Origin of the sequence: Ollibium composti, assembly GCF_004801285.1 — a bacterium.
Classification (GTDB): domain Bacteria; phylum Pseudomonadota; class Alphaproteobacteria; order Rhizobiales; family Rhizobiaceae; genus Mesorhizobium; species Mesorhizobium composti.
In genome coordinates, this window is the sequence record NZ_SSNY01000002.1 from 264,197 (window position 1) to 289,079 (window position 24,883).

Genomic DNA, 24,883 nt, shown 5'->3' on the forward strand with positions numbered 1-24,883 from the left:
CTGGGAGAGTGAACATGACAAAGAGACTTCTGACGGCCCTGCTCGGCGGCGTGAGCCTGCTCGGCACCGCTGGCATCGCGCTCGCCGCCGATGCGACGCTGACCATCGAAAGCTGGCGCAACGACGACCTGTCGATCTGGCAGGAAAAGCTGATCCCGGCCTTCGAGGCGAAGAACCCCGGCATCAAGATCACCTTCGCGCCCTCGGCGCCGACCGAATACGACGCGGCCCTCGGCGCCAAGCTGCAGGCCGGTTCGGCGGGCGACCTCATCACCTGCCGTCCGTTCGACAAGTCGCTGGAGCTCTACAACAAGGGCAACCTGGCCGACTTGACCACGCTGTCGGGCATGGAGAACTTCTCCGACACCGCCAAGGCGGCCTGGACCACCGACGACGGCAAGGCCACCTTCTGCGTGCCGATGGCTTCGGTGCTGCACGGCTTCATCTACAACAAGGACGCCTTCGACCAGCTCGGCATCAAGGTTCCCGAGACCCGCGACGAGTTCTTCGCCGCCCTCGACAAGATCAAGGCCGACGGCACCTACATCCCGATGGCCATGGGCACGAAGGATCTGTGGGAAGCCGCGACCATGGGCTACCAGAACATCGGCCCGAACTACTGGAAGGGCGAGGAAGGCCGTGTCGCCCTTATCAAGGGCGAGCAGAAGCTGACCGATCCGGACTGGGTGGCGCCGTTCGAGGAACTGGCCAAGTGGAAGCCCTATCTGGGCGACGGCTTCGAGGCGCAGACCTATCCCGACAGCCAGAACCTGTTCACGCTCGGCCGCGCCGCCATCTACCCGGCCGGCTCGTGGGAGATCTCGGTGTTCAACGCGCAGGCGCAGTTCAAGATGGGCGCCTTCCCGCCGCCGGTCGGCAAGGCCGGTGACACCTGCTACATCTCCGACCACAACGACATCGGCATCGGCCTCAACGCCGCTTCCAAGAACGCCGACGCGGCCAAGACCTTCCTGACCTGGGTGGCCTCGCCGGAGTTCGCGGAAATCTACGCCAACGCGCTGCCGGGCTTCTTCAGCCTGAATTCCAAGCCGGTGGAAATGAAGGACCCGCTGGCGCAGGAATTCGTCTCCTGGCGCGGCAAGTGCAAATCGACCATCCGCTCGACCTACCAGATCCTGTCGCGCGGCACGCCGAACCTGGAAAACGAGACGTGGGTGGAATCGGCCAACGTCATCAACGGCACCGAGACGCCCCAGCAGGCGGCCGAGAAGCTGCAGAAGGGCCTCGACAGCTGGTACAAGCCGGCGAAGTAAGGCACGGCCTGGCCCTCTCTCGGAAGGGAGGGGGCCGTTCCGGCGCCGGAGCGCCGGTCGAAAACCAAGCCGGGATGGAAGCGACACGCGCTGGCGCGGCCTTCCATCCCGCGCTCGAAACCCCGCAATGTCAGGCTTGCCTGCGTCCCTCGGAATGAGGAGCGCGAAGGACTTGCCCTGCCTTGGGAAACAGTCGCCAAAGTGACTACGAAAGCTATACTGTCCGCAATCGGGTCCTGAGAGGGGATGGATCAAGTCCGATGACCGCACCGAAAAGAGCGATCCGCTGGCACATCGGCGTTTTCCTGGCGCCGGCGGTGCTGATCTACACCGCCATCATGATCCTGCCGCTGGTCGGCACGCTCCAGCTTGCGCTGTTCAAGGCGGTGGAGAATGTGCAGACCTTCGTCGGCCTCGACAATTTCCGCACCCTGTTCGGCGATCCCAACTGGTCGACCGGCTTCTGGAACGCGCTGAGGAACAACGTCTGGTTCTTCGTCATCCACATGCTGGTGCAGAACCCGATCGGCGTCATGCTGGCGGCCCTGCTGTCGTCGCCGAAGCTGCGCTTCTCGGCTTTCTATCGTACCGCGATCTTCGTGCCGACGGTGCTGTCCTTCGTCATCGTCGGCTTCGCCTGGAAGCTGATCCTGTCGCCGCTGTGGGGCGTGGCGCCCAACCTGCTCGACCTCGTCGGCCTGAAATTCCTGTTCAGCCCGTGGCTCGGCAAGGAAAGCAGCGCGCTGATCGCGCTCAGCCTCGTTTCGGTGTGGCAGTTCGTCGGCATCCCGATGATGCTGATCTACGCGGCCCTCCTGTCGATCCCCGACGAGGTGATCGAGGCGGCCGAATGCGACGGCGTCACCGGCATGGCGCAGTTCTGGAAGATCAAGCTACCACTCATCCTGCCGGCGATCGGCATCATCTCGATCCTCACCTTCGTCGGCAACTTCAACGCCTTCGACCTGATCTACACCGCGCAAGGGGCGCTCGCCGGGCCGAACTATTCGACCGACATCCTCGGCACCTTCCTCTACCGCGCCTTCTTCGGCTTCCAGCTCCAGGTCGGCGATCCCAACATGGGTGCCGCGATCGCCACCATGATGTTCCTCATCATCCTGGTCGGCGTCTGCTTCTACCTGTTCCTCGTGCAGACGCGCCTGCGTCGCTATCAGTTCTGAGGAGGCGATCATGAGCAAGGCAACCGCTTCCCCGGCCCGCAGCATCGCCGCCCATGGCATCCTGATCCTCTACACGATCATCGCCCTGTTCCCGGTCCTCATCGTCATCGTCAATTCCTTCAAGTCGCGGCAGGCGATCTTCCGCGAGCCGCTGATGCCGCCGACCGCCTCGACCTTCGACCTTATCGGCTACGTCACGGTGATGAAGCAGGGCGACTTCCTGCTCTATTTCCAGAACAGCTTCGTCGTCACCGTCGTGTCGCTGTTCTTCGTGCTTCTGTTCGGCGCCATGGCGGCCTTCGCGCTGTCGGAATACCGCTTCCGTGGCAATACGCTGATGGGGCTCTATCTGGCGCTCGGCATCATGATCCCGATCCGGCTGGCGACCGTAGCCATCCTGCAGCTGATGGTGGCGAGCGGGCTGGTCAACACGCTGACTGCCCTCGTCCTCGTCTACACCGCGCAAGGCCTGCCGCTCGCCATCTTCATCCTGTCGGAGTTCATGAAGGGCGTCTCCGACGACCTGAAGAACGCCGGCCGCATCGACGGCCTGTCGGAATATACGATCTTCTTCCGCCTCGTGCTGCCGCTGGTCAGGCCCGCCATGGCGACCGTCGCGGTCTTCACCATGATCCCGATCTGGAACGACCTGTGGTTCCCGCTGATCCTCGCGCCGTCGGAGTCCACCAAGACGGTGACGCTCGGCGCCCAGCTCTTCCTCGGCCAGTACGTCACCAACTGGAACGCCGTGCTGGCCGCGCTGTCGCTGGCGATCCTGCCGGTGCTCATCCTCTACATCGCCTTCTCGCGGCAACTGATCCGCGGCATCACTTCCGGAGCAGTCAAGTAATGAGTCAACCGTTGAAACCGCTGCGCGTCGTCGTCGCCGGCCTCGGCAATATGGGCCGCAGCCATGCGCTGGCCTATTTCGAGAATCCCGGCTTCGAGATCGCCGCCCTCGTCAACCGCTCCGACGTGCCGCTGCCCGGCGGCTTGGCCGGCCACGAGATTCGCCGTTCCTTCACCGACGCCCTGCGCGACGAGAAGCCGGACGTGGCGGCCATCGCCACCTATTCCGACAGCCACGCCGACTATGCGGTGGCGGCCCTCGAAGCCGGCTGCCACGTCTTCGTGGAAAAGCCGCTGGCGACGACCGTGGCCGATGCGCGCCGCGTCGTCGATGCGGCCAAGGCCAACGGCAGGAAGCTGGTCGTCGGCTACATACTGCGCCACCATCCGTCCTGGATGCGACTGATCGCCGAGGCGCGCAAACTCGGCGGCCCCTATGTCTTCCGCATGAACCTCAACCAGCAGTCTTCCGGCAAGACGTGGGAGACGCACAGGCAATTGATGCAGACCACCTCGCCCATCGTCGACTGCGGCGTGCACTATCTCGACGTCATGCTGCAGATCACCGACGCGAAGCCGGTCGAGGTGCGCGGCATGGGCGTCAGGCTCTCCGACGAGATCGCGCCGGACATGTACAATTACGGCCACCTGCAGGTGCTGTTCGACGACGGCTCGGTCGGCTGGTACGAGGCGGGCTGGGGGCCGATGATCTCCGAGACGGCCTTCTTCGTGAAGGACGTCATGTCGCCGAAGGGCTGCGTCTCCATTGTCATGGCCGAGGGCGTCAAGTCCGACGACATCGACACCCACACGAAAACCTCGACCATCCGCCTGCATTCGGCTGCCACCGGCCCGGACGGGCGCTTCACGAAGCCGGACGAGCTTCTGTCGATGGAAGGCGAGCCCGGTCACCAGGAATTGTGCGACGCCGAGCAGGCCTTCCTGCTCAAGGCGATCCGCGAGGATATCGACCTGACCCGCCACATGGACGATGCGGTGAAATCGCTCGCCGTCTGCCTCGCGGCGGACGAGAGCGTGCGCACCGGCAAGACCGTCAAACTCTAGGGGGAATAGCCGTGGGTTCTCTGAAAATCGAGCAGGTTAAGAAGTCCTTCGGCAACGTCGACGTCTTGAAAGGCATCGACCTGGCGGTCGAGGACGGCGAGTTCGTCGTCTTCGTCGGTCCGTCCGGCTGCGGCAAGTCCACGCTGCTGCGCGTCATCGCCGGCCTCGAGGACGCGACTTCCGGCCGGGTGCTGATCGACGGCGACGACGTTTCGGCCACCCCGCCGGCCAAACGCGGCATCGCCATGGTGTTCCAGACTTATGCGCTCTATCCGCATCTCACCGTGCGCGACAACATGGCGCTCGGCCTGAAGCAGGCCGGCGAGCCGATCGCCGAGATCGACAAGCGCATCGGTGCTGCTTCCGCCATGCTCGGGCTGGAACCCTACCTCAAGCGCCGCCCGGCGGAGCTGTCCGGCGGCCAGCGCCAGCGCGTCGCCATCGGCCGCGCGGTGGTGCGCGAGCCGAAGCTTTTCCTGTTCGACGAGCCGCTGTCGAACCTCGACGCAGCACTTCGCGTCAACACCCGCCTCGAGATCGCCCAGCTCCACCGCCGTCTCAAGGCGACCATGATCTACGTCACCCACGACCAGGTGGAAGCGATGACCCTGGCCGACAAGATCGTCGTGCTGAACGCCGGCCGCGTCGAGCAGGTCGGCGCGCCGATGGAGCTTTACAATGCGCCCGCCAACGAATTTGTCGCCGGCTTCATCGGCTCGCCGAAGATGAACTTCATCGACGGCGGCCGGCTCGGCGAAAGCGTCAAAACGGTCGGCGTGCGGCCCGAGCACATCACCGTCGACCCGGCCAAGGGCGACTGGAAGGGTACGGTCGTCCATGCCGAGCATCTCGGCGCCGACACCAACCTGTTCCTCGACTGCGAGAAGACCGGGATGCTGACGGTCCGGCTGTTCGGCGAATACGCCGCCGAACCCGGCATGACGCTCCACGCCACGCCGCAGCCGGGCCGCCTCTACCGCTTCGACGCCGACGGCCGGGCGGTGAAGTAGCGGCTATTGCCGGCGCTCATCCCTTTTCCATCAGGAACCAGGTCACGTCGTCCTGCGGGCACCAGCTGTCGCGCTTGTAGACGAAACCGTAGTCGAGCAGCTTCAGCCCGTACCCGTCGATCAGGTCGCCCGCGAAGTCCCGCTTGAACAGCCTGTCGGCATGGCCGCGATAGGGCACGGACGTCGGAACCGGGTTGTAGTATTCGGCCACCAGGACATAGTGCCTGCTGTTGCTGACGAGGTTGTCGTAGACGGCTTCGAGGAACTCGGGGTTGATGTGGATGAGCACGCCCGAGGTGAAGGTGAGGTCGACCGGGCTGTCGGCGACCGGATCGAGGATCGTGCCGTTCCTGATCTCGGCGACGCCGAGCGCCGCCGCCTCGTCCGCCGCCGCCCTGTTGATCTCGATACCGCTCAGGGCAAGGTCGGGCCTCAGCCGCTTGAGGGCGAGCAGGTTCAGTCCGATGTTGCAGCCGAACTCCCGGATGGAGCCGACGCCATGAGCGCCGCGCAGCATGCGCGCCCATAGCGCGACCTTGGAGGACAGAAGCTGTTCGGAATTGTTGCGCTTGATGTAGTCCTTGCCGAAGGTGCCGGCCCAGAAGCTTTCCTGTTCGGTCTTGAAGTTCATCCTTTTGGCGCCTTCCGCGATTCCGGGTTCATGCGGGTATGGTCGTGTTCGCGTCGAGGACGGTTGCCAGGACGCCGGCGCTCTTGCGCAGGATCGGCACGCCTTTGAGGACGGGATAGGCCAGGCCGGATTCGTGCGAGTAGAGGAACCCGTCGATTTCGCCCAGGCGGTCGTTGGCGACGGGACAGGCCCATGCGGCCGTGTTCGCGCTGTCGCTTGCCGGCGGCCGGATCACATAGGCATGGGTGGGGTTCAACGGGTTCTGCGGTTCCCGGATGGGGATGCAGGCGAGCAGGTCGCCGCCGGCGGCGGCGATGGCGCCCGGAAGGTCCTTCACATAGCCCAGGCGGTCCATGCGGGCACGGCCGTCCGGCGAGTTCTTCTCATAGGACGGCTCGAACAGCACCGCGCAGGACCGGCAGACCCGCAGGATCTCCTCGATCGCCGCCAGTTCGTTGCCGGCGTTGGGTTCGAGCGCATGCGACGACCAGACGATGTCGACGCTCTTCGCCTGCAGCGGCAGGTGCAGGAGATCGGCCGCGAAAAGGTCGACCGGACGGCACCCGGCATGGTCGAGGAATGCCCGCCCGTAGCAGAGCCTCGACCAGCTGATGTCGCAGGCGAGCATGCGGCCGAGCGAGGAGGAAAGCCGCCGTTCGAGATGCGCCAGCGTGGTGCATTCGCCCGTTCCGATATCGAGAAAGACGTCGCCGTCGCGCAGGCAGGGCGAGAGGATCGCGGCGACCTGGTCGGCGTATGATTCCAGGCGGTCGGCGTTCTTCAGCGCCGCGCTGGAATACGACCCGGCCTGCAGGTCGTAGGCGATCTCGATGATCTCGGCGTCGTTCCGGGATTGGCCGCGCGCCTGCCTGAGATAGTCGGTGACGTTGCCGCCGCTCTCGTAGACCTCTTTCGCGCGCCGGATGTCCATGCCAAACCTCCAGTCCGCAACGGCCGCCAAGGGTCGTTGCGCCTTCGATTCGTCATGGATACCGGTTGAATCCTGCGCCAGCCTGACGCCGGCACTGCGCTTGAGGTCGGCTCGACGGCATGAGGCGCGGGCGTGCCCTTTAGGCGGCCCGGCGGGCGGCGTCCTCGATCGTCTCGACGCGTTCTTCGGCGAGCAGCCGCAGCCGTACCGTCGGGTCGGCGCCGAGCGGCGCATCGGTGGCGACGGAGAGGTCGGAACGGGTCAGGCCGATATCGGCAAGCTCGGCGTCGGACATCTCGCCGAGCCGGTGGAAGGCGCGGCGGTTTTTCCAGATGCGGAACACGGTCGACAACGTGCCGAGAACACCGGCCTGCACGGCCGGGCGCGGGGCGACGCGGGAGGATTCGGCGGCAAGATGGGTGGCGGACATGACGGGCTCCTTGACCGTTCGTGCACGCGCGACCGCACGCGGCCACCGGGAGGAGGCGGCCGCGGGTCGCGATTCACATGCCTTCATGTGGACAATGGCAAAATGCCATTGCATGATTGATAAATCCAACGAATGTTTTTAATCTTAAACATCAATCGTCATGATGGATAAGCCCGATGCAAGCGCCGCTCGACCTCGACCAGTTGCAGACCTTCATCGCCATCGCCGACACCGGCTCCTTCACCCGCGCGGCCGAGGAGGTGCATCGCACCCAGTCGGCCGTTTCCATGCAGATGCGCCGGCTGGAGGAACGCATAGGCAAGCCGCTGTTCGAGAAGGACGGCCGCATGAACAAGCTGACCGAGGAGGGCGACCGGCTGCTCTCCTATGCGCGCCGCATGATCCATCTCAACCGCGAAACGCTGGCCGCCTTCGACGACAAGCGGCTTGAGGGCACCATCCGCATCGGCACGCCGGACGACTATGCCGACCGCTTCCTGCCCGAGATCATGGCCCGCTTCGCCCGCTCCAACCCGCATGTCGAACTGACCGTGGTGTGCGAGCCGACGCCGGGCCTTGTCGAGCACATCAAGCGCGGCAATCTGGATCTCGCGCTGGTCACCCACAACGACGCGCGCGGCCAGTCGGAAGTGGTGCGGCGCGAGCCACTTTTGTGGGTCACGTCGGCCAACCACGCCACGCACGAGCAGGAAATCCTGCCGATGGCCTTCGGCCGCCCGAACTGCATCTGGCGGCGCGCCGCCTGCGACGTGCTGGACGAGATGGGACGCGACTACCGCGTCCTGTTCACGTCGTTTTCGGCCACCGTCATCGCCGCTGCCGTGCTGTCGGGGCTGGCGATTTCGGTGCTGCCGGAATGCGCGCTCAGGCCCGGCATGCGGGTGCTAGGCGAGGCCGACGGCTTCGGCGCGCTGCCCGATTGCCGCATCGGCATCATGCGTGGCCAGACCAGCCGGCCGGAGATCGTCGAGGCGCTCGCCCGCCACATTTCCGAAAGCCTCGACAATATTTCGGTGCCGATGGTCGAGGAGGCGGCCGGCAGCTTCGATTTCGCGGCGCTCGCCTTTGCCCGGATGAAGCGCACCAAGCCGAACCCGATCGCGCCGGGCTGGTAAGACCTATGGTTTCTTGACCTATCGCTTGCCGGCGCGGATGACGAGCACGTTGCCGGCCGCCACGAAGACGAGCCCGGCGAAGGCGTAGGCGGTCCACTGGTAGCCTTCCATGACCGTCGAGACCAGCAGCGCGAAGATCGGGAACAGCACCGTCGCATAGCCTGCGCGCGCCGGGCCGATGCGCGACAGCAGCGTCAGGTAGGCGGAAAAGGCGATCACCGTCGAGATAACCGCCAGGAACAGCAGCGAGCCGAGATAGGAAATCGTCGGCTCGACGATGAACGGCCTGCCGAGGAAAAGGGCCAGCAGCGCCGAGAACAGCGTGCCGTAGACCATGCCCCAGGCGGTCATCGGAATGAGCGGCACGCCCCGGCGCAGGCCGGCGGCGGAAATCTGGTTGCCGAGGCAGAAGCAGAGCGTTCCCGCCACGCACAGCGCCAGCCCGATCACGGTGGCGCCCGACAGGCCGTGCGCGGCGATCTCCGGCGAGAACATCAGCGCGATGCCGAAAAAGCCGATCAGCCCGCCGGCCAGCACGCGCGGCGACGGCGTCTCGTGCAGGACGACGGCGGCAAGCAGGATGTTGACGACGGAGGCGAGCGAGAACACCACCGACAAAAGGCCGCTGACCAGATAGCCGGCGGCATAGTAGAAAAGCAGGAAGTTGGTTGAGAACATCAGCACGCCGAGGCCCGCGAACCGCACATGCTCGCGCAGGGGAAAGCGGATGCGCCGTCCCGATGCGACCACCCACACGAACATCAGCGCGGTGGCGATGCCGAAGCGCCAGACCAGGTTGACCTCGTTCGGCACCGTGCCGACCTGCAACCGGATGGCGAACCACGACAGGCTCCAGGCAATCACCGTCAGCGCGTAGAGCCCGTAGTCGCGCGGCTCGAAAGCCCGGTCGCGCGCTGCCGGCTGCGATGCGGCGGCCTCGGGCAGTGTCTGCGATTGGACGGTCATGCGGTTCCTCCTGGCGCGAGACAGGTAGGGACGCGCCGGCCCGCCGTCCATTGCATTCTTTTCATCGAAGGATTGAACGAAGCGATGGGTGGGGCCGGTGGGAACCAGCCCTTGACCCGCGCGGCCGGCCGCGTCCCTATGGCGGCATGAGCGAAATCGATATCGAATCACGCACCAACGCCGCCGAATACACGGTGAGCGAGATTTCCGGCGCGCTGAAGCGCACGGTCGAGGACCAGTTCGGCCATGTCCGCGTGCGCGGCGAGATTTCCGGCTATCGCGGCCCGCATTCCTCCGGCCACGCCTATTTCGCGCTGAAGGACGACCGCGCCCGGCTCGATGCCGTGGTGTGGAAGGGCACCTTCTCGCGGCTGAAATTCCGCCCCGAGGAAGGCATGGAGGTGATCGCCACCGGCAAGCTCACCACCTATCCGGGCAAATCCAACTACCAGATCGTCATCGACAACCTCGAGCCGGCCGGCGCGGGCGCGCTGATGGCGCTGCTGGAGGAGCGCAAAAGGCGGCTCGCCGCCGAAGGCCTGTTCGACCCGGCGCGAAAACAGCTTCTGCCCTATATGCCGCGCGTCATCGGCGTCGTCACCTCGCCGACCGGCGCCGTCATCCGCGATATCCTGCACCGCATCCGCGACCGCTTCCCGCTGCATGTCGTCGTCTGGCCGGTCAGGGTGCAGGGCGAGACGGCGGGTGCCGAGGTGGCGGCGGCCGTCCACGGCTTCAACGCGCTGCCATGGGACGGGCCAATCCCGCGCCCCGACGTGCTGATCGTGGCGCGCGGCGGCGGCAGCCTGGAGGACCTGTGGGGCTTCAACGACGAGGCGCTGGCGCGCGCCGTAGCCGCCTCCGACATCCCGGTGATCTCGGCGGTCGGCCACGAGACGGACTGGACGCTGATCGACCTCGCCGCCGACGTGCGCGCACCGACGCCGACGGGCGCGGCCGAGATCGCCGTGCCGGTGAAGGCCGACCTTGAGGCGACGCTGGGCAACCTGTCGGCGCGGCTGCGCGCCTGCATGTCGCGCGCTATCGACCGCAAGCGGCAGGCGGCGCGGGCCGCCATGCGTGCGCTGCCGCAGCCGGACCAGCTGCTGGCCGTGCCCCGCCGGCGCTTCGACGAGGCGACGGGGCGGCTGGAGCGCGGCCTGTCCGTCGGCGTCGAGCGCAAGCGGGCGCGATTCGCGGCGGCAAGGCTGTCGCCCGCCACGCTGTCGCGCCGCATCGGCGAATGGCGCAGGCTTGCCGACCGCGACCTGTCGCGAGCGCAGGCGGCGTTGCGCGCCTCGCTGGCGCTGAACCGCCGCCACCTTGGCGGCGTCAGGGCCCGCCTCACCGTGCTGCCGTTGCAGCGGGCGACGCTGAAGGCGCGCGAGCGCGTGGCGACCGCCGGCCAGCGGCAGGAGAGGGCGATCGCGGCCCGATTGGAAAGGCTGCGCGCAGCGCTCACCCAGGCCGACCGGCTGCTCTCGACGCTGAAACTTTCCGAACAGGCGATCCTCGAGCGCGGCTATGCGCTGGTGCTGGATGATTCGGGCGCGCTGGTCCGGCGCGCCGCGGATGTCCGGCACGGCATGGGGCTGGAACTGCGATTCGCCGACGGCAGCGCGCATGCCGTGGCCGGCGAGGGAACCCCGGCTCCATCTACTCCCTCCGCACCGAAGCCGGCGCTCCCTGCACCTAAGCTGGCGCCAAGACAGCCGGCGAAGCCGAAGGACGGTGGCGGCCAGGGATCGCTGTTCTGAAATCCGGAAACGTAAGGGATGGCCGTGGCTGACGATTTCCATCGAATGACGCCGGGCGGAAAGCCGAGGGCGCGTGCCTTCGGCATCGCCTTCGACGGCGAGCCGGGGCATTTCAACGCCATCACCGACGTCCCCGGCGTCGCGGTGGGCTACGCCACGCTGATCTCGGGCGAAGGAGCGCTGGCGGTCGGCAAGGGGCCGGTTCGCACCGGCGTGACGGCCATCCTGCCGCGGCCGCGCGCCGATCTCGCCGTGCCTGTCTTCGCCGGCGTCTTCAGCCAGAACGGCAACGGCGAACTGACCGGGTCGCACATCATCGAGGAAACGGGCGCGTTCGACTTCCCCGTGACCATAACCAACACCCATTCCTGCGGCGTCACCCGCGACGCCACGCTTTCATGGATGCACCGGATTGCGCCCGCCGCGCTCGACGGCGCCTGGGGGCTGCCGGTCGCCGCCGAAACCTATGACGGCTTCCTCAACGACATCAACGGCCATCATGTGGGGGCAGGCGACGTCTTTGCCGCGCTCGACACCGCTGCCGGAGGGCCGGTGGAGGAGGGCAGCGTCGGCGGCGGCACCGGCATGATCGCCTTCGGTTTCAAGGCCGGTTCCGGCACGGCTTCCCGCGTCGTGGAATGGAGCGGCCGGCGCTATACGCTCGGCACGTTCGTGCAGGCCAATTTCGGCAAGCGGCACAATTTCGCCATCCGTGGCGAACGGGTGGGAGAGGAACTCGCCGAGCCGGCGATGCGGGAAGGCACGGCTTTCGCGGAAAAAGGCTCGATCATCGGCATCGTCGCCACCGACGCGCCGTTCCTGCCGCATCAGCTGAAGCGGCTGGCAAGGCGCGTGCCGCTCGGCGTCGCCGCGACGGGCGGCTTCGGCTATCATAGTTCGGGCGACATTTTCCTCGCCTTTTCGACCGCCAACGCCGAAGCCGCTCGCGGCGAGCGGGGGCGTCTGCTCGAGGCCGCGTTCATCCCCGACGTCGATATCGATCCGTTCTTCGATGCGGTGGTGCGCACGACCGAGGAGGCGATCCTGAACGCCATGATCGCCAACGAGGACATGACGGGGCGTGACGGCAACTTCGTGCCGGCCTTGCCGAAAGTATGGCTGAAGCGGAAATTCGGCAGGAGAAATGCGGGATAGACTCTAGCCGCATTTGCGCGACGCCGGACGATTCCGTCCGGCTGCAAAAAAGCTTCAGGCCGACCGCTTCGTACCGGGGTCTTCCCGTTCGTCGTTGGCGGCTTCCACGGCGTCTTCCAGGCGCGAGGCGATCAGGTCCTGGATGTCGCCGACCTCTTCCTGGATGTCTTCAAGCGCGATGCCGACCTCGGCCGCCTTGGCCGCGCATTCGCGCGCCAGCGTCTCGGCGTGTTCCTCGATGCGGACCGGCGTTGCCGGGCACTGGCATTTCTCGTCGATCCATTCCTGCAGGAATTCGATTGCATGTTCGCTCATCGTGAACACCCCATCGCTCTTTGCACTGAAATTCGTGGACATTAACGGCCGGCGCCGCGGAAGGATGCGGCCCCGGACAATCCGGGCCGACGGCGCGAATCGCGCGAATGGAGCTGCAAAGCCTCAGGTTTCAAAGGAATCCGCCTTCTGGAGGAATGGTACCGTTGGCTGGGGTCGAACCAGCGACCTCCGGATCCACAATCCGGCGCTCTAACCAGCTGAGCTACAACGGCACGTTTGAAAACCGAAGGAACAACCACCTGTCTGCCATGCTCCTTCGCTCAGCGATGCGCTCTTACGGGCAAACGGAACTTAATTCAAGCCTGTCGGCGACGCAAAGCCGTGACGACTTATCCAAAGAAAAAGGCCGGCGGGAGGAGGGCCGGCCTTTTCCGTCTGGGACCAGCGGGAGGAGGTGCTGGTCTTTCACCGGCAGGCGGAGGGAGGAGGGACCGCGCTGCCGGTTATTTCACAATCGATTCAGGCAACCTTGAGGTTGCTGACGGCCTTGTCGAAGGCGGTCTTGAACGGCTTGGCGACGTCCTCGGCGGCCTTGGTGGCGACAACCTGGAAGTCCTTGGCCTGCTCGACGGACATTTCGACGCGCTTGCGCAGGAAGGCGGTCTGCAGCTCGACGACTTCCGACAGCGACTTGGCGCCGACGAGGGCCTCGAGGTGCGAGAAGTTGGCTTCGGCGTTGGCGCGCAGCGTGGCGATCGCCTTCAGCGACAGATCGCTGGAAACGGCCTTGGCGGTCTCGTAGCCGGCCTCGAAGGTCTTCTGCGTCTGCTCGGCGCTGGTCTTGAGCTTGGCATAGGCCTCCTTCGACTGCTCGACGCCCTTCTCGGCGAAGGTGCGGAACTGTTCGGTGGCCTTGGAAGCGTCGAAGCTCGGGAACTCGACGGTCTCGGCGAACTCAGCGGTCTTGGTCTTGGACATCTTCAATCCTCTCGGTGACGGTTCGCGGCCGAACCGTGCGTGTTCATTCATGCAGCCTATATAGCACCTGTTATTGTGCATTGCAATATCTTTGTTGCGGTGCAGCAAAACCCGGTTCCGCGGCGTTAACCACGCGGGTCGAATTGTGCCGGCTGCACGCTCTGGCTTGTGGACCTTGCCGCAGGCTGCTTTTATTAACAAAGCGTTAACCGCGAGAGACGCCGAAGCCGCATGCCCTCCGCCAGCTACTCGTTCCTCGACGTTGTCGTGCTCGATGCCGTGCGCGGCCGCTTTGCCGCGGGCGATGCGCTGGCGATCCTGTCGGCCGGCCTCGACGACGTGCTGTGGGCGAACGGGCCGGGCGCGGCCGTCCTCGGCTACGCAAACATCGAAGCCGCCGTCGGCGCCGCCACCGGCCTGCCGCCCGTGGCGCGCCGGCAGATCATGGCGACCGCCGCCTATCCGGACATCGGCACCGACCGCGCCATCGCGCTCAGGCTGGCGAGCGGCATGACCAGTCGCGCCGTCAATTTCCTGGCCAGCGCGGTGACGATGCCGGACGGCGAGAAGGCGATCCTGCTGGCGGTTCCGGCCGCCCACGCCGCCTCGCGCGACGCCGCCGAGATCGCCGCCCATGCCATCGGCGGCTTCACCGAAGATGGCCAGTTCCTCGCCTTCGTCGACGGCCAGGGCCGCATCGAGGCGGCCTCGGAGGGCTTCGCGGCACTCGGCATCACGGAGCAGACATTGGCCGGCCTCGTGACGGAAATTGCGGGGCAGGCCGACCGTCTGCTCAAGCGCCGCATTCCGGCGGCCGGCGGATCGTTTCCCGCCGGCTTTGCCCGTCTCTGCGACGATCCGGCGCGGCATCTGCTCGTCGTGGTCGAAGAGCCGGAGCCGGCCTCCGTGTGCGCGCCGCTGGCGGCCGAGTCGGAGGCGATCCCTGTCGACTCCGTGCCGACGGTCGAAGACGCGCCCGCACCGGTTGAGGAGGAACGCCAGAATTCCGAGCCGCAAGCCGCCGCAGCCGATGACGACGTGGGAGAGCCGCCTGCGGTAGAAGCGGCGGAAGCTCATCCGGAGGCGACGGACCGCAGCGCGGCGCCCGTGCGCTTCGTCTGGCGCACAGACGCGGAAGGGCGCTTCAGCGCCGTTTCGCCGGAATTCGCGGCCGCCGTTGGCGAGCCCGCCGCCGCGATCATCGGCAAACGCTTCGGCGACGTCGCGACCGCCTTCGGGCTCGACCCGTCCGGCGAGATCGCCGGCCTGCTGGAGCGCCGCGACACTTGGTCCGGCCGCACCGTCCTGTGGCCGGTGGCAGGCACCGCCCGCGGCGTTCCCGTCGATCTGGCGGCGCTGCCGGTCTACGGCAAGGGTCGCGCCTTCGAGGGCTTTCGCGGCTTCGGCGTCGCCCGCGTCGCCGATGCAAGGCCCGATCCCGCAGGCCGGGGCCTTTCCCTGACCGAATCTGCCGCCAACGCGACCGATATCGGGCCGGCGCCGGAAACCGCCAGCACGCCGGACATGCCGCCGCAGGCGGGTTCGCACGACCCGTTCCAGGGCGAAGTGCCGGCGCTTGCCGTCGAGCCGAAGCCCGACCGCCGCTACTCCGACAAGGTGATCCGGCTGGCCGAGCACCGCCAGCCTGCCGCCAACGACAAGGGTTCCGCCGGCGACAAGGGTTCCACTGGCGACAAGGGTACTCAGACCCCCGAGCGAAGCCTGTCGAGCGTCGAGCGCAACGCCTTCCGCGAGATCGGCGAGCGGCTGCGGCGCGAAGAACAGGCCGGCGCGGAAACGTCGGAGCCCGAGGCCGTATCCGATGCAGCCAATGCAGCCGAAGTCCCGGCCGAGAACGAGGCGCCCGCCGAACCGGCCGAGGCCGGCTCCGTGCCGCATCATCGCGCCCTGACGCCGGCCAGCGAGCCGGGCAAGCTGGCAGACGGCCTGCCGCCCGCGACGGAAGAAGGGACGGCCGCCCTGTCGGAAGAGCCGTTCGACGACGACGTGCAAGAAACGGACGACGTCGACGACCTCGCACGCCTCGACGGCGTGACGCCTGCCGAAGCTGAGCAGGCCGTCACCGGCCGTTCCGGCTCGCTGCTCGACTACGCCGAGGAAAAGGCACCGGCTGCCGGAAACGGCGCCGGCATGGATGACGACGAGACAGGCGACGACCAGCCGGACAGCATGGCCGCCGCCGATTTCGCCGACGCGCGCGACGACGAGAGCCTGCCGGTGCGGGCCGACGAGGCCGGTGCGCCGCCGCAGGAGCCGGCGCTGCCGCCACAGCCGCGCTCGCCGGCGCCGGCCTTGCGCAAGGAAGGTTTCGTCCCGTCGGCCTTCTCGCTGGCCGCCGGCCCGGACACCTCGATCCTGGCCAAGCTGCCGGTGCCGCTGCTGATCCATTCGGGCGACGTCCTGCACTATGCCAACGATGAGTTCCTGCGCCTGTCCGGCTATCGCTCGCTCGCCGCGCTTGCAGATGCCGGCGGCCTGGACGGCCTGTTCGCCGCGCCCTATGCCGAGGACAGTGCCTCCGACGGGACGGAGCGGCAGTTGCGGCTGAGGACCAGCGAGGGGCAGGAGTTCCCCGTCGAGGCCAATCTGCGTTCGGTGCCGTGGCGCGACGGCAAGGCGCTCATGCTGATGCTGCATCGCTCGCAGGGCGGCGAGAGCCGGCCCGCCGCGCCGCAGGCGGTCCAGCCGGCCGTTGTTGTCACACAGCCGGTGCAGCCCGACATTGCCGAGCTGAAGGCGCGCATTTCCGAAATGCGCACCATCATCGACACCGCCACCGACGGCGTCGTGCTGATCGCGCCGGACGGCACGATCCGTTCGATCAGCCGCCCCGCCGAGGCGCTGTTTTCCTTCGACAGCGACGAGGTGGCGGGCAAGCCCTTCGCCTCGCTGTTCGCCATCGAGAGCCAGCGCGCCGCGCGCGATTATCTGGCCGGCCTTTCCGAGCCCGGCGTCGCCAGCGTGCTGAACGATGGCCGTGAAGTGATCGGCAGGGAAGCACAGGGGCGCTTCATTCCCTTGTTCATGACCATCGGCCGGTTGCCGGACGACAGCGGCTATTGCGCCGTCGTGCGCGACATCACCCAATGGAAGCGGGCCGAGGAAGATCTCACCCAGGCTCGCGCCGTCGCCGAGCGGGCGTCTTCGCAGAAGACCGATTTCCTCGCCCGTATCAGCCATGAGATCCGCACGCCGCTCAACGCCATCATCGGCTTTTCCGAGCTGATGATGGACGAGAAGTTCGGCCCGGTCGCCAACGACCGCTACCGCGACTACCTGCGCGACATCAACCGTTCGGGCAACCATGTGCTCGACCTCGTCAACGACCTGCTCGACATCTCCAAGATCGAGGCCGGCCAGCAGGAGATGCAGTACGAGGCCGTGTCGCTCAACGACACGCTGGCCGAGACGGTGGCGCTGATGCAGCCGCAGGCCAACCGCGAGCGCGTCATCATCCGCTCCAGCTTCGCCTCGCGCCTGCCCGATATCGTCGCCGACCTGCGCTCGATCCGCCAGATCGCCCTCAACGTTCTGTCCAATGCCATCCGCTACACGCAGGCCGGCGGCCAGGTCATCGTCTCGACCGCCTACGAGACGTCCGGCGATGTCGTCATGCGCGTGCGCGATACCGGCGTCGGCATGACGCCGGCCGAGATCGAGCAGGCGTTGAAGCCGTTCAAGCAGATCAATGCGCTGAAACGCGGCCGCGGCGACGGCACGGGGCTCGGCCTGCCGCTCACCAAGGCGATGGTCGAGGCCAACCGCGCCCGCTTCGCCATCGCCTCGACGCCCGGCGAGGGCACACTGGTCGAGGTCGTTTTCCCGTCGACCCGTGTTCTGGCCGACTGATCTGTCCGACCGGGCGGTTTCGGACAAAAGAAAGGCGCCCGGACGGACGCCTTTAAGGAAATGGGATTGTGTCACAACGGGCTTGAGAGAACGAGCCGACCGAACGACGGAAGGAACAGGTTTCCCTCTCAAGTTGCCGCCACTATCGCGGCGGGGAGCTTAACAAGTCCTTACCGTCGCGCCGGAAAATTTACCAAAGTGTACCACCCGTGAAATCTAGGTAAATTCTCCGGTCATCTTTCATTTACCATGTTGCGGATCAGTTCTGCAGCGCCGCAATGTCCCGGAATAGCTCCAGCGCCTCGGGATTGGCCAGCGCTTCCTTGTTCTTGACCGCCCTGCCGTGAACCACCTCGCGCACGGCCAGCTCTGTGATCTTGCCGGACTTGGTGCGCGGAATGTCGGCGACGGCGATGATGCGGGCCGGCACGTGGCGCGGGCTGGCGCCGGTGCGGATCTTGGTCCGGATGCGCTTTTCCAGCTCCTCGTCCAGCGCGACGCCGGGTGCCAGCCGCACGAACAGCACGACGCGCACGTCGTTGTCGAAATCCTGACCGATGGCCAGCGCCTCGGCGATCTCGGGCATCTGCTCGACCTGGTTGTAGATTTCGGCGGTGCCGATGCGCACCCCGCCGGGGTTCAAGGTGGCGTCGGAGCGGCCATGGATGACGATGCCGCCATGGCCCGTCCACTCGGCGAAGTCGCCATGGCACCAGACATTGTCGAAGCGCTCGAAATAGGCGCCCCGGTACTTCCTGCTGTCCGGATCGTTCCAGAAGCCCACCGGCATGCAGGGGAAGGCCTTGGCGCAGACCAGTTCGCCCTTCTCACCTCTGATCGGCTTGCCGTCGTCGTCCCACACGTCAACCGCCATGCCGAGGCCGGCGCCCTGGATCTCGCCTTCCCAGACGGGCTCCGTCGGCACGCCGAGCACGAAACAGGAAACGATGTCGGTGCCGCCGGAGATCGAGGCGAGATGCACGTCCTTCCTGATGCCGTCGTAGACGAAGCGGAAATCCTCCGGCGATAGCGGCGAGCCGGTGGAGGAAATGGTGCGCACCGAGGTGAGCGCATGCGTCTCGATCGGCTTCAAGCCTGCCTTGCGCACCGAATCGATGAATTTCGCCGAGGTGCCGAAATAGGTCATCCGTTCCGCGTCGGCATAGTCGAACAGCACGTTGCCGTCGGGATGGAAGGGCGAGCCGTCATAGAGCAGCAGCGTCGCCCCGGACGCCAGGCCGGAAATCAGCCAGTTCCACATCATCCAGCCGCAGGTGGTGAAATAGAAGAAGCGGTCGCCGTCCTTCACGTCGGCATGCAGGCGGTGCTCCTTCAGATGCTGGAGCAGCGTGCCGCCGGCCGAATGGACGATGCATTTGGGCACGCCGGTCGTGCCCGACGAAAACAGGATGAAGGCCGGATGCGAGAACGGCAGGCGTTCATAGGCGAGCGGCGCCGGCGCAAAGGGTGCCAGCGCGTCCGCGAGCGTTGCCGCCTTGCCGATGCCGGCGGCTGCCTCCGCAGCCGAGCCGAGGTAATCCACGACGAGGACCTTGCGCACGCTGGGCAGTTTTTCCGCCACTTCGGCCACCTTGGCGGCCACGTCGATGCGTTTTCCGGCGTACCAGTAGCCATCGGGGACGATGAACAGCACCGGCTCGATCTGGCCGAAGCGGTCGAGCACCCCGCCGGCGCCGAAATCCGGCGAGCAGGACGACCACACCGCGCCGATCGACGTCGCCGCCAGCATCGCCGCCGCCGTCTCGGGCATGTTGGGCATCATCGCCGCCACGCGGTCGCCGGCCTTGACGCCGAGCGAGACGAAAAGCTGCTGCAGGCGTGAAACCAGCGCCGCGAGCTCGTCCCACGTCAGCCGCTTTTCGACCTTGTCCTCGCCGCGGAAGACGATGGCGTCGCCTGTTCCCGTCCTCCTCAAAAGGTTTTCAGCGAAGTTGAGCCGGGCGTCGGGGAAGAAGGCGGCGCCCGGCATCTTCTCGCCATCGACCAGAATGCGTTCGCCCTTCTCGCCGACGACGCCGCAGAAATCCCACACCAGGTCCCAGAACGCGGCGCGGTCGCCCACCGACCAGCGGTGCAGCGCGTCGTAGGATGCCAGCGGCCGCCCCGCCCGTTCCGCGGCGGCTTTCGTGAAGGCCGTCAGCGTCGCCTTGCCGATCCGTTCGGACGACGGGGTCCAAAGGGGCATGTCATGACTCATCTCGCAATTCCTCCGCGTTAACGGTCGATTAGCATATAGTCGGCGACGAACAAGACCGGGTTGCTTCTGCGGTACCCTGTACGGGAAATGCCATCGCCGGGCCACAATGACTTGAAATGCGTCGGGTACGAACTACACCTGACGCCACTGCGGCGGACATGAAACGGGGCACGATGCCTTCACCTTGGATATGGCGGGCGATTTGGGCGGTCGGCATTGCGCTGATCGTCGCCACCTTGGCTTTCGCCGCCTTGCCCTATGTCGCCTCGACGCGCATCGTGCGCGACCGCATCGCCTGGGAAATGAGTGCCTGGAGCGGCTTCCGCGTCGCCATCGACGGGGCGCCCCAGATCGAGATCTGGCCGCAGTTCCGCGCCATCCTGACCGACGTCACGCTGTCGAAATGGACCGACACCACCAACGCGCCCGTCGTGCAGGCCGAGCGTGTCGAGGTCGGCCTGTCGGCGATGGCGGCGCTGCGCGGCGACGTGGTGTTCCAGTCGGCCGTGCTGATCAGGCCGACGATCCGGCTCGAACCGCTCGCCAACGGGCTTTTCATGCCACCGACCTCCTCCGGTGGCCGCATCGCCCGCTCCATCGACGCCGCCCGCAAGCTGGTCGCCGCCGATCCGGCCAAGCCGGATCAGGGCGCATTGCCTTCGGATGCCTTCGGCACCGTCGAACTGCGCGACGGGCGCATGATCTCCGCCGTCGGCGGCAAGGACCAGGAGGTTTTCACCAGCCTGAACGGCCAGCTCGACTGGCCGGCGCTGAATGACGGGGCGACGCTGTCGGCCACCGGCATCTGGCACGGCGAGACCGTCGCGCTCGACCTGTCTTCGGCCAAGCCGCTGCTCCTGTTCGCCGGCGGCACCGCACCCGTCACCGTGTCGGTCAAGGCGCCGCCGGCGACCTTTTCCTTCGACGGCACCGCCAACCTGTCGCAGAACGCCTATTTCGACGGCCAGGCGAAGTTCGCCGCGCCCTCGCTGCGGCGGCTGCTGGAATGGTCCGGCACCGGGCTGGCGTCCGGCAGCGCCATCGCCGCGGTCGCCCTGTCGAGCAAGATCAGCGGCGAGCCGAAGCGGCTGAAGCTGGCCAACACCGAGGTGACGCTCAACAACAATCCCGGCATGGGCGCTCTCGACCTGTCGCTGTCGGAGGCGGTGCCGGCGATCTCCGGCACGCTCGCTTTCGACACGCTCGACCTGCGCTCCTTCCTCGCCGCCTTCACGCCGCTGGCGTCGCCGACGGGCCGGCAGGACCAGGCGGTCGGCGCGGGCATCACCGACCGCCTCAACCTCGATCTCAGGCTGTCGGCCGCCCATGCCAGCGCCGGCCCCATCCAGCTTGCCAATGTGGCCGCCACCGCGCAGGTGAAGGACGGCCTCGCCGTCTTCGACATTTCCGATGCCGCCGCCTTCGGCGGCAACATCCAGTCCAGCCTGCGCTTCGACCGCAAGCCGGCGGGCACGCAGGTGGAAATGCGGCTGCTCGCTTCGGACGTCAATGGCGCCCAGTTCGGCGCCGCAGCCGGCATGACGCGGCTGATGCCGACCGGGACCGGCACGATCTCGATCATCCTCAAGGGGCCGGGCCGGGCCTGGGATTCGATCCTGGAGAGCGCCAACGGCTCGATTTCGGCGACATTCGGGCCGGGCAAGCTCACCGGCCTCAACCTGCCGGCCTTCCTCAAGCGCAACCAGCAGGGCGGCTTCTTCGCCCTCGACGAGGTCTCGGACGGCACGGTGCCGATCGACGGCGCCGAGCTCAAGGCCAGCATCTCCAACGGCGTCGCGCGCATCGACAAGGCCGAGGCCAAGTCGGCCAAGACGAAGATCTGGCTGTCCGGCATCGTTCCCTATGCCGGACATGGCCTGGCACTGTCGGGCGGCATAACCTCGGCGGCCCAGCCGCCGCCTGCCCAGCCGGCACAGCCTGCCCAGCAACCCGCCCAGTCCGCTGACGCCGGAACCGGGGCGGATGCGGCGACGCCGCCGGCCCAACCGCCTGCGCAGCCTGCACAGCCGGCCCAGCCCGCGCAGCTGTCGTTCTTCGTCGGCGGGACATGGAACACGCCGTTCATCTCGCCGATCACGCGGGCCGTTCCCAGCGGCGGCTGAGGCTTTTTTCTTCCTCGATGGAAAACCGGCGCCAGCTCAGCCGCGCTGGGCCGCCTGCTCGTCGCGCAGCCGCTGCACCTCGCGGCGTTTGTTGACGATCGAGGCGGCGATGACGCTGGCGGTGACGATGCCGATCAGGATGGTGCAGGCGGCGTTGATCTCCGGCGTCACGCCGAGGCGGACCTGGCTGTAGATCTTCATCGGCAGCGTCGTGGCGCCCGGACCGGAGGTGAAGGAGGCGACGACGAGGTCGTCCAGAGACAGGGTGAAGGCCAGCATCCAGCCTGAAATGATGGCCGGCGCGATCACCGGCAGGGTGATCTGGAAGAAGGTCCTGACCGGCGGCGCGCCGAGATCCATGGCCGCCTCCTCCAGCGAGCGGTCGAAGGTGACGAGGCGCGACTGCACCACCACGGCGACGAAGCACATGGTGAAGGTGATGTGGGCGAGCGTGACCGTGTAGAAGCCGCGGTCGAGGCCGACGGCGACGAACAGAAGCAGCAGCGACAGGCCGGTGATGACGTCGGGCATGACCAGCGGCGCGAAGATCATGCCGGAAAACAGCATCCGCCCGCGGAAGCGCGTGTAGCGCGTCAGCGCCAGCGCCCCGAGTGTACCGAGCACCGTGGCGACCGAGGCCGAGATCAGGCCGACGCGGATCGTCACCCACGCCGCGTCCATCAGGCCCTGGTTGTGGAACAGCGACACGTACCACTTCGTCGAGAAGCCGCCCCATACGGTGACCAGCTTCGAGGCGTTGAAGGAGAAGATGACCAGAAGCACGATCGGCAGGTAGAGGAAGGCGAGGCCGAGCGTGACGGCGGTGATGTTGAAGCGGCTCCAGGTCGAGTTCATCGCCTTACCTCCCCGCTTCCTGGGCGCGCGCTTGGGCGTTCTGGAAGAAGACGATCGGCACGATCAGCACCAGAAGCAGGATGATCGCCACCGCCGACGAAACCGGCCAGTCGCGGTTGGTGAAGAACTCGGTCCACAGCGTCTTGCCGATCATCAGCGTGCGCGAGCTTCCGAGCAGGTCGGGGATGACGAACTCGCCGACGGCGGGAATGAAGACCAGCAGGCAGCCGGCGACGACGCCGGGGATCGACAGCGGGAAGGTGATCTTCCAGAAGGCCGCGATCGGTTGGCAGCCGAGGTCCTGCGCCGCCTCGATCAGCGAGTGGTCCATCTTCTCCAGCGACGAATAGAGCGGCAGCACCATGAACGGCAGGTAGGAATAGACGATGCCGATGAAGATCGCCGTATAGGTGTTGGTGATGATGAGCGGTTCCTGGATGACGCCGATGCCGAGCAGAAGCTGGTTGAGCAGCCCTTCGGGTTTCAGGATGCCGATCCAGGCGTAGACGCGGATCAGGAACGAGGTCCAGAACGGCAGGATGACCATCATCAGCAGCGTCGGCCTCAGCGAGGCCGGCGCGCGCGCCATGCCGTAGGCGATCGGATAGCCGATCAGCAGGGTCAGGAAGGTCGAAATGCCGGCGACGATGACGCTGGTGATGTAGGCGTTGAAATAGAGCGCGTCCTGGGTCAGCCAGACATAGTTGTCGAAGCTCAGTTGCTTCAGGCCGTCGATGAAGCCGGAGATGCCGTCGCCGAAGCCGAGCACCGGCGCATAGGGCGGCATGGCGATCGCCGTCGTCGACAGCGAGATCTTGAAGACGATGAGGAAGGGGATGAGGAAGAAGAACAGCAGCCACACGTAGGGCACGATGATGACGAGGCGGCTGACGAAGGCGGCCGCCAGCCGCGCCGGCAGCGGCTTCTGCGCGGCGGTGGCCGTGTCTGCGGCCGGCAGGGCGACGTTCGTCATTGTCCGCCTCCTATTGCGTCAGCACGACGCCGGCGTCGGGCCGGAACGAGATCCAGGCCTTGTCGTCCCAGGTCAGCGGATCGTCGACGACGCGGGTGGCGTTCATCGTCGCGGCGCGCACCATCTGCCCGTCGTCGAGGCGCACGTGATAGACGGTCATGTCGCCGAGATAGGCGATGTCGTAGACTTCACCTTGCAACGCGTTGACGGCGTCGGCCGGCCGTTTCGACGAGACGCGGATCTTCTCCGGCCGTATGGCGAAGGCGACGTCGGCGTCCTTCGCAGCTTCGCCGGCATTCTCCACCATGATCTGGGCGCCGGTTCCGCCGGTGATGCGCACGCTGCTGCCGCTGCGCTCGGCGACCTTGCCCTCGAACATATTGACGTTGCCGACGAAGTTGGCGACGAAGCGTGAGGCCGGCGCCTCGTAGACCTCGGCCGGCGTCGCCACCTGCATCACCTGGCCCTTGTCCATGATGGCGATGCGGTCGGCCATGGTCATCGCCTCCTCCTGGTCGTGCGTGACGACGACGAAGGTGAGGCCGAGTTCCTGCTGCAGGTCCATCAGCTCGAACTGCGTTTCCTCGCGCAGCTTCTTGTCCAGCGCGCCGAGCGGCTCGTCGAGCAGCAGCACCTTGGGCCGCTTGGCGACGGAGCGGGCGAGCGCCACGCGCTGGCGCTGGCCGCCCGAAAGCTGGTGCGGCTTGCGCTTGGCGAACGGCTCGAGCTTGACCAGCTTGAGCATCTCGGCCACGCGTTTGTCTATCTCGGCCTTCGGCATGCCTTCCTGCTTCAGGCCGAAGGCGATGTTCTTTTCGACGCTCATATGCGGGAACAGCGCATAGGACTGGAACATCATGTTGACCGGCCGCCGGTAGGGCGGGATGCCGGCGAGATCCTGCCCGTCGAGCATGATGCGGCCCGACGTCGGTTCCTCGAAGCCGGCGAGCATCCTCAGAAGCGTGGACTTGCCGCAGCCGGACGCCCCGAGCAGGGCGAAGAACTCGCGCTCGTAGACGGCGAGCGAGAGATCGTTGACGGCGGTGAAATCGCCGAACTTCTTGGTCACCTTGTCGAAATGGATATACGGCTTCGCGCCCGGATCGTTCCACGGCGCGAAGGCCCTGCGTATGCTGCCCAGTGACTTCATGCTCCACCCGTCCCTGCTGGCCTGCCCCTCTGGCCCGTCCCTTTGGCTTGTCGGC

Annotated in this window: 20 protein-coding genes and 1 tRNA gene; 10 read left to right on the plus strand and 11 right to left on the minus strand. The window is 66.6% G+C overall.

Annotated elements, in window-relative coordinates; genetic code table 11:
* Positions 1–14: 14 nt before the first annotated feature.
* The 5 genes from E6C48_RS04585 to E6C48_RS04605 all read left to right on the plus strand — a co-directional run bounded on the left by E6C48_RS04585 (position 15) and on the right by E6C48_RS04605 (position 5,379).
* A complete protein-coding gene (locus E6C48_RS04585) occupies positions 15–1,274 on the plus strand; it encodes an ABC transporter substrate-binding protein (RefSeq protein WP_136354497.1) in 1,260 nt (419 codons plus the stop codon).
* Positions 1,275–1,534: 260 nt separating this feature from the next.
* Positions 1,535–2,455 carry a carbohydrate ABC transporter permease gene (locus tag E6C48_RS04590; RefSeq protein ID WP_136354499.1) on the plus strand — a complete coding sequence of 307 codons (921 nt, stop codon included), beginning with the start codon at positions 1,535–1,537 and terminating at the stop codon, positions 2,453–2,455.
* 10 nt (positions 2,456–2,465) lie between these two features.
* Complete coding sequence (locus E6C48_RS04595) at positions 2,466–3,305, plus strand: carbohydrate ABC transporter permease (RefSeq protein ID WP_136354501.1); 840 nt, start codon at positions 2,466–2,468, stop codon at positions 3,303–3,305.
* A gap of 11 nt (positions 3,306–3,316) precedes the next feature.
* Positions 3,317–4,369: a Gfo/Idh/MocA family protein gene (locus E6C48_RS04600; protein ID WP_456238541.1), complete on the plus strand. Its 1,053-nt coding sequence runs from the start codon at positions 3,317–3,319 to the stop codon at positions 4,367–4,369.
* 11 nt (positions 4,370–4,380) lie between these two features.
* Complete coding sequence (locus E6C48_RS04605) at positions 4,381–5,379, plus strand: ABC transporter ATP-binding protein (RefSeq protein ID WP_136354505.1); 999 nt, start codon at positions 4,381–4,383, stop codon at positions 5,377–5,379.
* 16 nt (positions 5,380–5,395) lie between these two features.
* Here E6C48_RS04605 and E6C48_RS04610 read toward each other — a convergent pair whose 3' ends face one another.
* From E6C48_RS04610 to E6C48_RS04620, 3 genes are all read right to left on the minus strand, one after another.
* On the minus strand, positions 5,396–6,010 hold the full coding sequence (locus E6C48_RS04610) for a pseudaminic acid biosynthesis-associated methylase (protein ID WP_136354507.1): 615 nt from the start codon (positions 6,008–6,010) through the stop codon (positions 5,396–5,398).
* A 28-nt stretch (positions 6,011–6,038) separates the two neighbouring features.
* Positions 6,039–6,941, minus strand: a complete 903-nt coding sequence (locus E6C48_RS04615; RefSeq protein WP_168734448.1) for a class I SAM-dependent methyltransferase — start codon at positions 6,939–6,941, stop codon at positions 6,039–6,041.
* A 139-nt stretch (positions 6,942–7,080) separates the two neighbouring features.
* The gene (locus tag E6C48_RS04620) at positions 7,081–7,371 is read right to left on the minus strand and encodes a DUF1127 domain-containing protein (protein ID WP_136354511.1); all 291 of its coding nucleotides are present in this window, start codon (positions 7,369–7,371) and stop codon (positions 7,081–7,083) included.
* A 176-nt stretch (positions 7,372–7,547) separates the two neighbouring features.
* Between E6C48_RS04620 and E6C48_RS04625 the strand changes: the two genes are divergently transcribed.
* Positions 7,548–8,507 (plus strand): LysR substrate-binding domain-containing protein, encoded by a 960-nt coding sequence (locus tag E6C48_RS04625; protein ID WP_136354513.1) that lies wholly within the window; start codon positions 7,548–7,550, stop codon positions 8,505–8,507.
* An 18-nt stretch (positions 8,508–8,525) separates the two neighbouring features.
* On the opposite strand, the gene E6C48_RS04630 is transcribed toward E6C48_RS04625, so the two are convergent.
* Positions 8,526–9,473, minus strand: coding sequence for a DMT family transporter (locus E6C48_RS04630; RefSeq protein WP_136354515.1), 948 nt, complete (start codon positions 9,471–9,473; stop codon positions 8,526–8,528).
* Between the two features lie 146 nt (positions 9,474–9,619).
* On the opposite strand from E6C48_RS04630, the gene xseA reads away from it, so the two are divergent.
* Together xseA and E6C48_RS04640 are read left to right on the plus strand one after the other, a co-directional pair.
* Complete coding sequence (gene xseA, locus E6C48_RS04635) at positions 9,620–11,230, plus strand: exodeoxyribonuclease VII large subunit (RefSeq protein WP_136354517.1); 1,611 nt, start codon at positions 9,620–9,622, stop codon at positions 11,228–11,230.
* Between the two features lie 18 nt (positions 11,231–11,248).
* The gene (locus E6C48_RS04640) at positions 11,249–12,385 is read left to right on the plus strand and encodes a DmpA family aminopeptidase (protein WP_407940947.1); all 1,137 of its coding nucleotides are present in this window, start codon (positions 11,249–11,251) and stop codon (positions 12,383–12,385) included.
* A 54-nt stretch (positions 12,386–12,439) separates the two neighbouring features.
* On the opposite strand, the gene E6C48_RS04645 is transcribed toward E6C48_RS04640, so the two are convergent.
* The 3 genes from E6C48_RS04645 to E6C48_RS04655 all read right to left on the minus strand — a co-directional run bounded on the left by E6C48_RS04645 (position 12,440) and on the right by E6C48_RS04655 (position 13,639).
* On the minus strand, positions 12,440–12,700 hold the full coding sequence (locus E6C48_RS04645; RefSeq protein ID WP_136354519.1) for a DUF768 domain-containing protein: 261 nt from the start codon (positions 12,698–12,700) through the stop codon (positions 12,440–12,442).
* A gap of 156 nt (positions 12,701–12,856) precedes the next feature.
* A tRNA-His gene (locus E6C48_RS04650) sits at positions 12,857–12,933 on the minus strand.
* Positions 12,934–13,180: 247 nt separating this feature from the next.
* Positions 13,181–13,639 carry a phasin gene (locus E6C48_RS04655; RefSeq protein ID WP_136354521.1) on the minus strand — a complete coding sequence of 153 codons (459 nt, stop codon included), beginning with the start codon at positions 13,637–13,639 and terminating at the stop codon, positions 13,181–13,183.
* Between the two features lie 231 nt (positions 13,640–13,870).
* Between E6C48_RS04655 and E6C48_RS04660 the strand changes: the two genes are divergently transcribed.
* Complete coding sequence (locus E6C48_RS04660; protein WP_136354523.1) at positions 13,871–17,509, plus strand: histidine kinase dimerization/phospho-acceptor domain-containing protein; 3,639 nt, start codon at positions 13,871–13,873, stop codon at positions 17,507–17,509.
* Positions 17,510–17,768: 259 nt separating this feature from the next.
* Here the strand turns inward: E6C48_RS04660 and E6C48_RS04665 are convergent, their stop codons facing one another.
* Complete coding sequence (locus E6C48_RS04665; RefSeq protein WP_136354525.1) at positions 17,769–19,727, minus strand: acetoacetate--CoA ligase; 1,959 nt, start codon at positions 19,725–19,727, stop codon at positions 17,769–17,771.
* A gap of 173 nt (positions 19,728–19,900) precedes the next feature.
* On the opposite strand from E6C48_RS04665, the gene E6C48_RS04670 reads away from it, so the two are divergent.
* Positions 19,901–21,850 carry an AsmA family protein gene (locus E6C48_RS04670; RefSeq protein WP_136354527.1) on the plus strand — a complete coding sequence of 650 codons (1,950 nt, stop codon included), beginning with the start codon at positions 19,901–19,903 and terminating at the stop codon, positions 21,848–21,850.
* Positions 21,851–21,886: 36 nt separating this feature from the next.
* Here the strand turns inward: E6C48_RS04670 and E6C48_RS04675 are convergent, their stop codons facing one another.
* The 3 genes from E6C48_RS04675 to E6C48_RS04685 are packed head-to-tail and all read right to left on the minus strand — an operon-like array spanning position 21,887 to position 24,828.
* Positions 21,887–22,705, minus strand: coding sequence for an ABC transporter permease (locus E6C48_RS04675; RefSeq protein WP_136354529.1), 819 nt, complete (start codon positions 22,703–22,705; stop codon positions 21,887–21,889).
* Positions 22,706–22,709: 4 nt separating this feature from the next.
* Positions 22,710–23,678 carry an ABC transporter permease subunit gene (locus tag E6C48_RS04680; protein ID WP_136354531.1) on the minus strand — a complete coding sequence of 323 codons (969 nt, stop codon included), beginning with the start codon at positions 23,676–23,678 and terminating at the stop codon, positions 22,710–22,712.
* Between the two features lie 10 nt (positions 23,679–23,688).
* Positions 23,689–24,828, minus strand: coding sequence for an ABC transporter ATP-binding protein (locus E6C48_RS04685; RefSeq protein ID WP_136354533.1), 1,140 nt, complete (start codon positions 24,826–24,828; stop codon positions 23,689–23,691).
* Between the last annotated feature and the right edge of the window lie 55 nt (positions 24,829–24,883).

What these genes read in the sequence shown, in the direction of transcription:
- E6C48_RS04640 (WP_407940947.1), top strand. Translation starts at nt 11,249, where the DNA reads ATGGCCGTGGCTGACGATTTCCATCGAATGACGCCGGGCGGAAAGCCG.
- E6C48_RS04685 (WP_136354533.1), bottom strand. Translation starts at nt 24,828, where the DNA reads ATGAAGTCACTGGGCAGCATACGCAGGGCCTTCGCGCCGTGGAACGAT.
- E6C48_RS04670 (WP_136354527.1), top strand. Translation starts at nt 19,901, where the DNA reads ATGCCTTCACCTTGGATATGGCGGGCGATTTGGGCGGTCGGCATTGCG.
- E6C48_RS04630 (WP_136354515.1), bottom strand. Translation starts at nt 9,473, where the DNA reads ATGACCGTCCAATCGCAGACACTGCCCGAGGCCGCCGCATCGCAGCCG.
- xseA (WP_136354517.1), top strand. Translation starts at nt 9,620, where the DNA reads ATGAGCGAAATCGATATCGAATCACGCACCAACGCCGCCGAATACACG.
- E6C48_RS04610 (WP_136354507.1), bottom strand. Translation starts at nt 6,010, where the DNA reads ATGAACTTCAAGACCGAACAGGAAAGCTTCTGGGCCGGCACCTTCGGC.
- E6C48_RS04680 (WP_136354531.1), bottom strand. Translation starts at nt 23,678, where the DNA reads ATGACGAACGTCGCCCTGCCGGCCGCAGACACGGCCACCGCCGCGCAG.
- E6C48_RS04665 (WP_136354525.1), bottom strand. Translation starts at nt 19,727, where the DNA reads ATGAGTCATGACATGCCCCTTTGGACCCCGTCGTCCGAACGGATCGGC.
- E6C48_RS04655 (WP_136354521.1), bottom strand. Translation starts at nt 13,639, where the DNA reads ATGTCCAAGACCAAGACCGCTGAGTTCGCCGAGACCGTCGAGTTCCCG.
- E6C48_RS04660 (WP_136354523.1), top strand. Translation starts at nt 13,871, where the DNA reads ATGCCCTCCGCCAGCTACTCGTTCCTCGACGTTGTCGTGCTCGATGCC.
- E6C48_RS04675 (WP_136354529.1), bottom strand. Translation starts at nt 22,705, where the DNA reads ATGAACTCGACCTGGAGCCGCTTCAACATCACCGCCGTCACGCTCGGC.
- E6C48_RS04645 (WP_136354519.1), bottom strand. Translation starts at nt 12,700, where the DNA reads ATGAGCGAACATGCAATCGAATTCCTGCAGGAATGGATCGACGAGAAA.
- E6C48_RS04625 (WP_136354513.1), top strand. Translation starts at nt 7,548, where the DNA reads ATGCAAGCGCCGCTCGACCTCGACCAGTTGCAGACCTTCATCGCCATC.
- E6C48_RS04590 (WP_136354499.1), top strand. Translation starts at nt 1,535, where the DNA reads ATGACCGCACCGAAAAGAGCGATCCGCTGGCACATCGGCGTTTTCCTG.
- E6C48_RS04595 (WP_136354501.1), top strand. Translation starts at nt 2,466, where the DNA reads ATGAGCAAGGCAACCGCTTCCCCGGCCCGCAGCATCGCCGCCCATGGC.
- E6C48_RS04585 (WP_136354497.1), top strand. Translation starts at nt 15, where the DNA reads ATGACAAAGAGACTTCTGACGGCCCTGCTCGGCGGCGTGAGCCTGCTC.
- E6C48_RS04620 (WP_136354511.1), bottom strand. Translation starts at nt 7,371, where the DNA reads ATGTCCGCCACCCATCTTGCCGCCGAATCCTCCCGCGTCGCCCCGCGC.
- E6C48_RS04615 (WP_168734448.1), bottom strand. Translation starts at nt 6,941, where the DNA reads ATGGACATCCGGCGCGCGAAAGAGGTCTACGAGAGCGGCGGCAACGTC.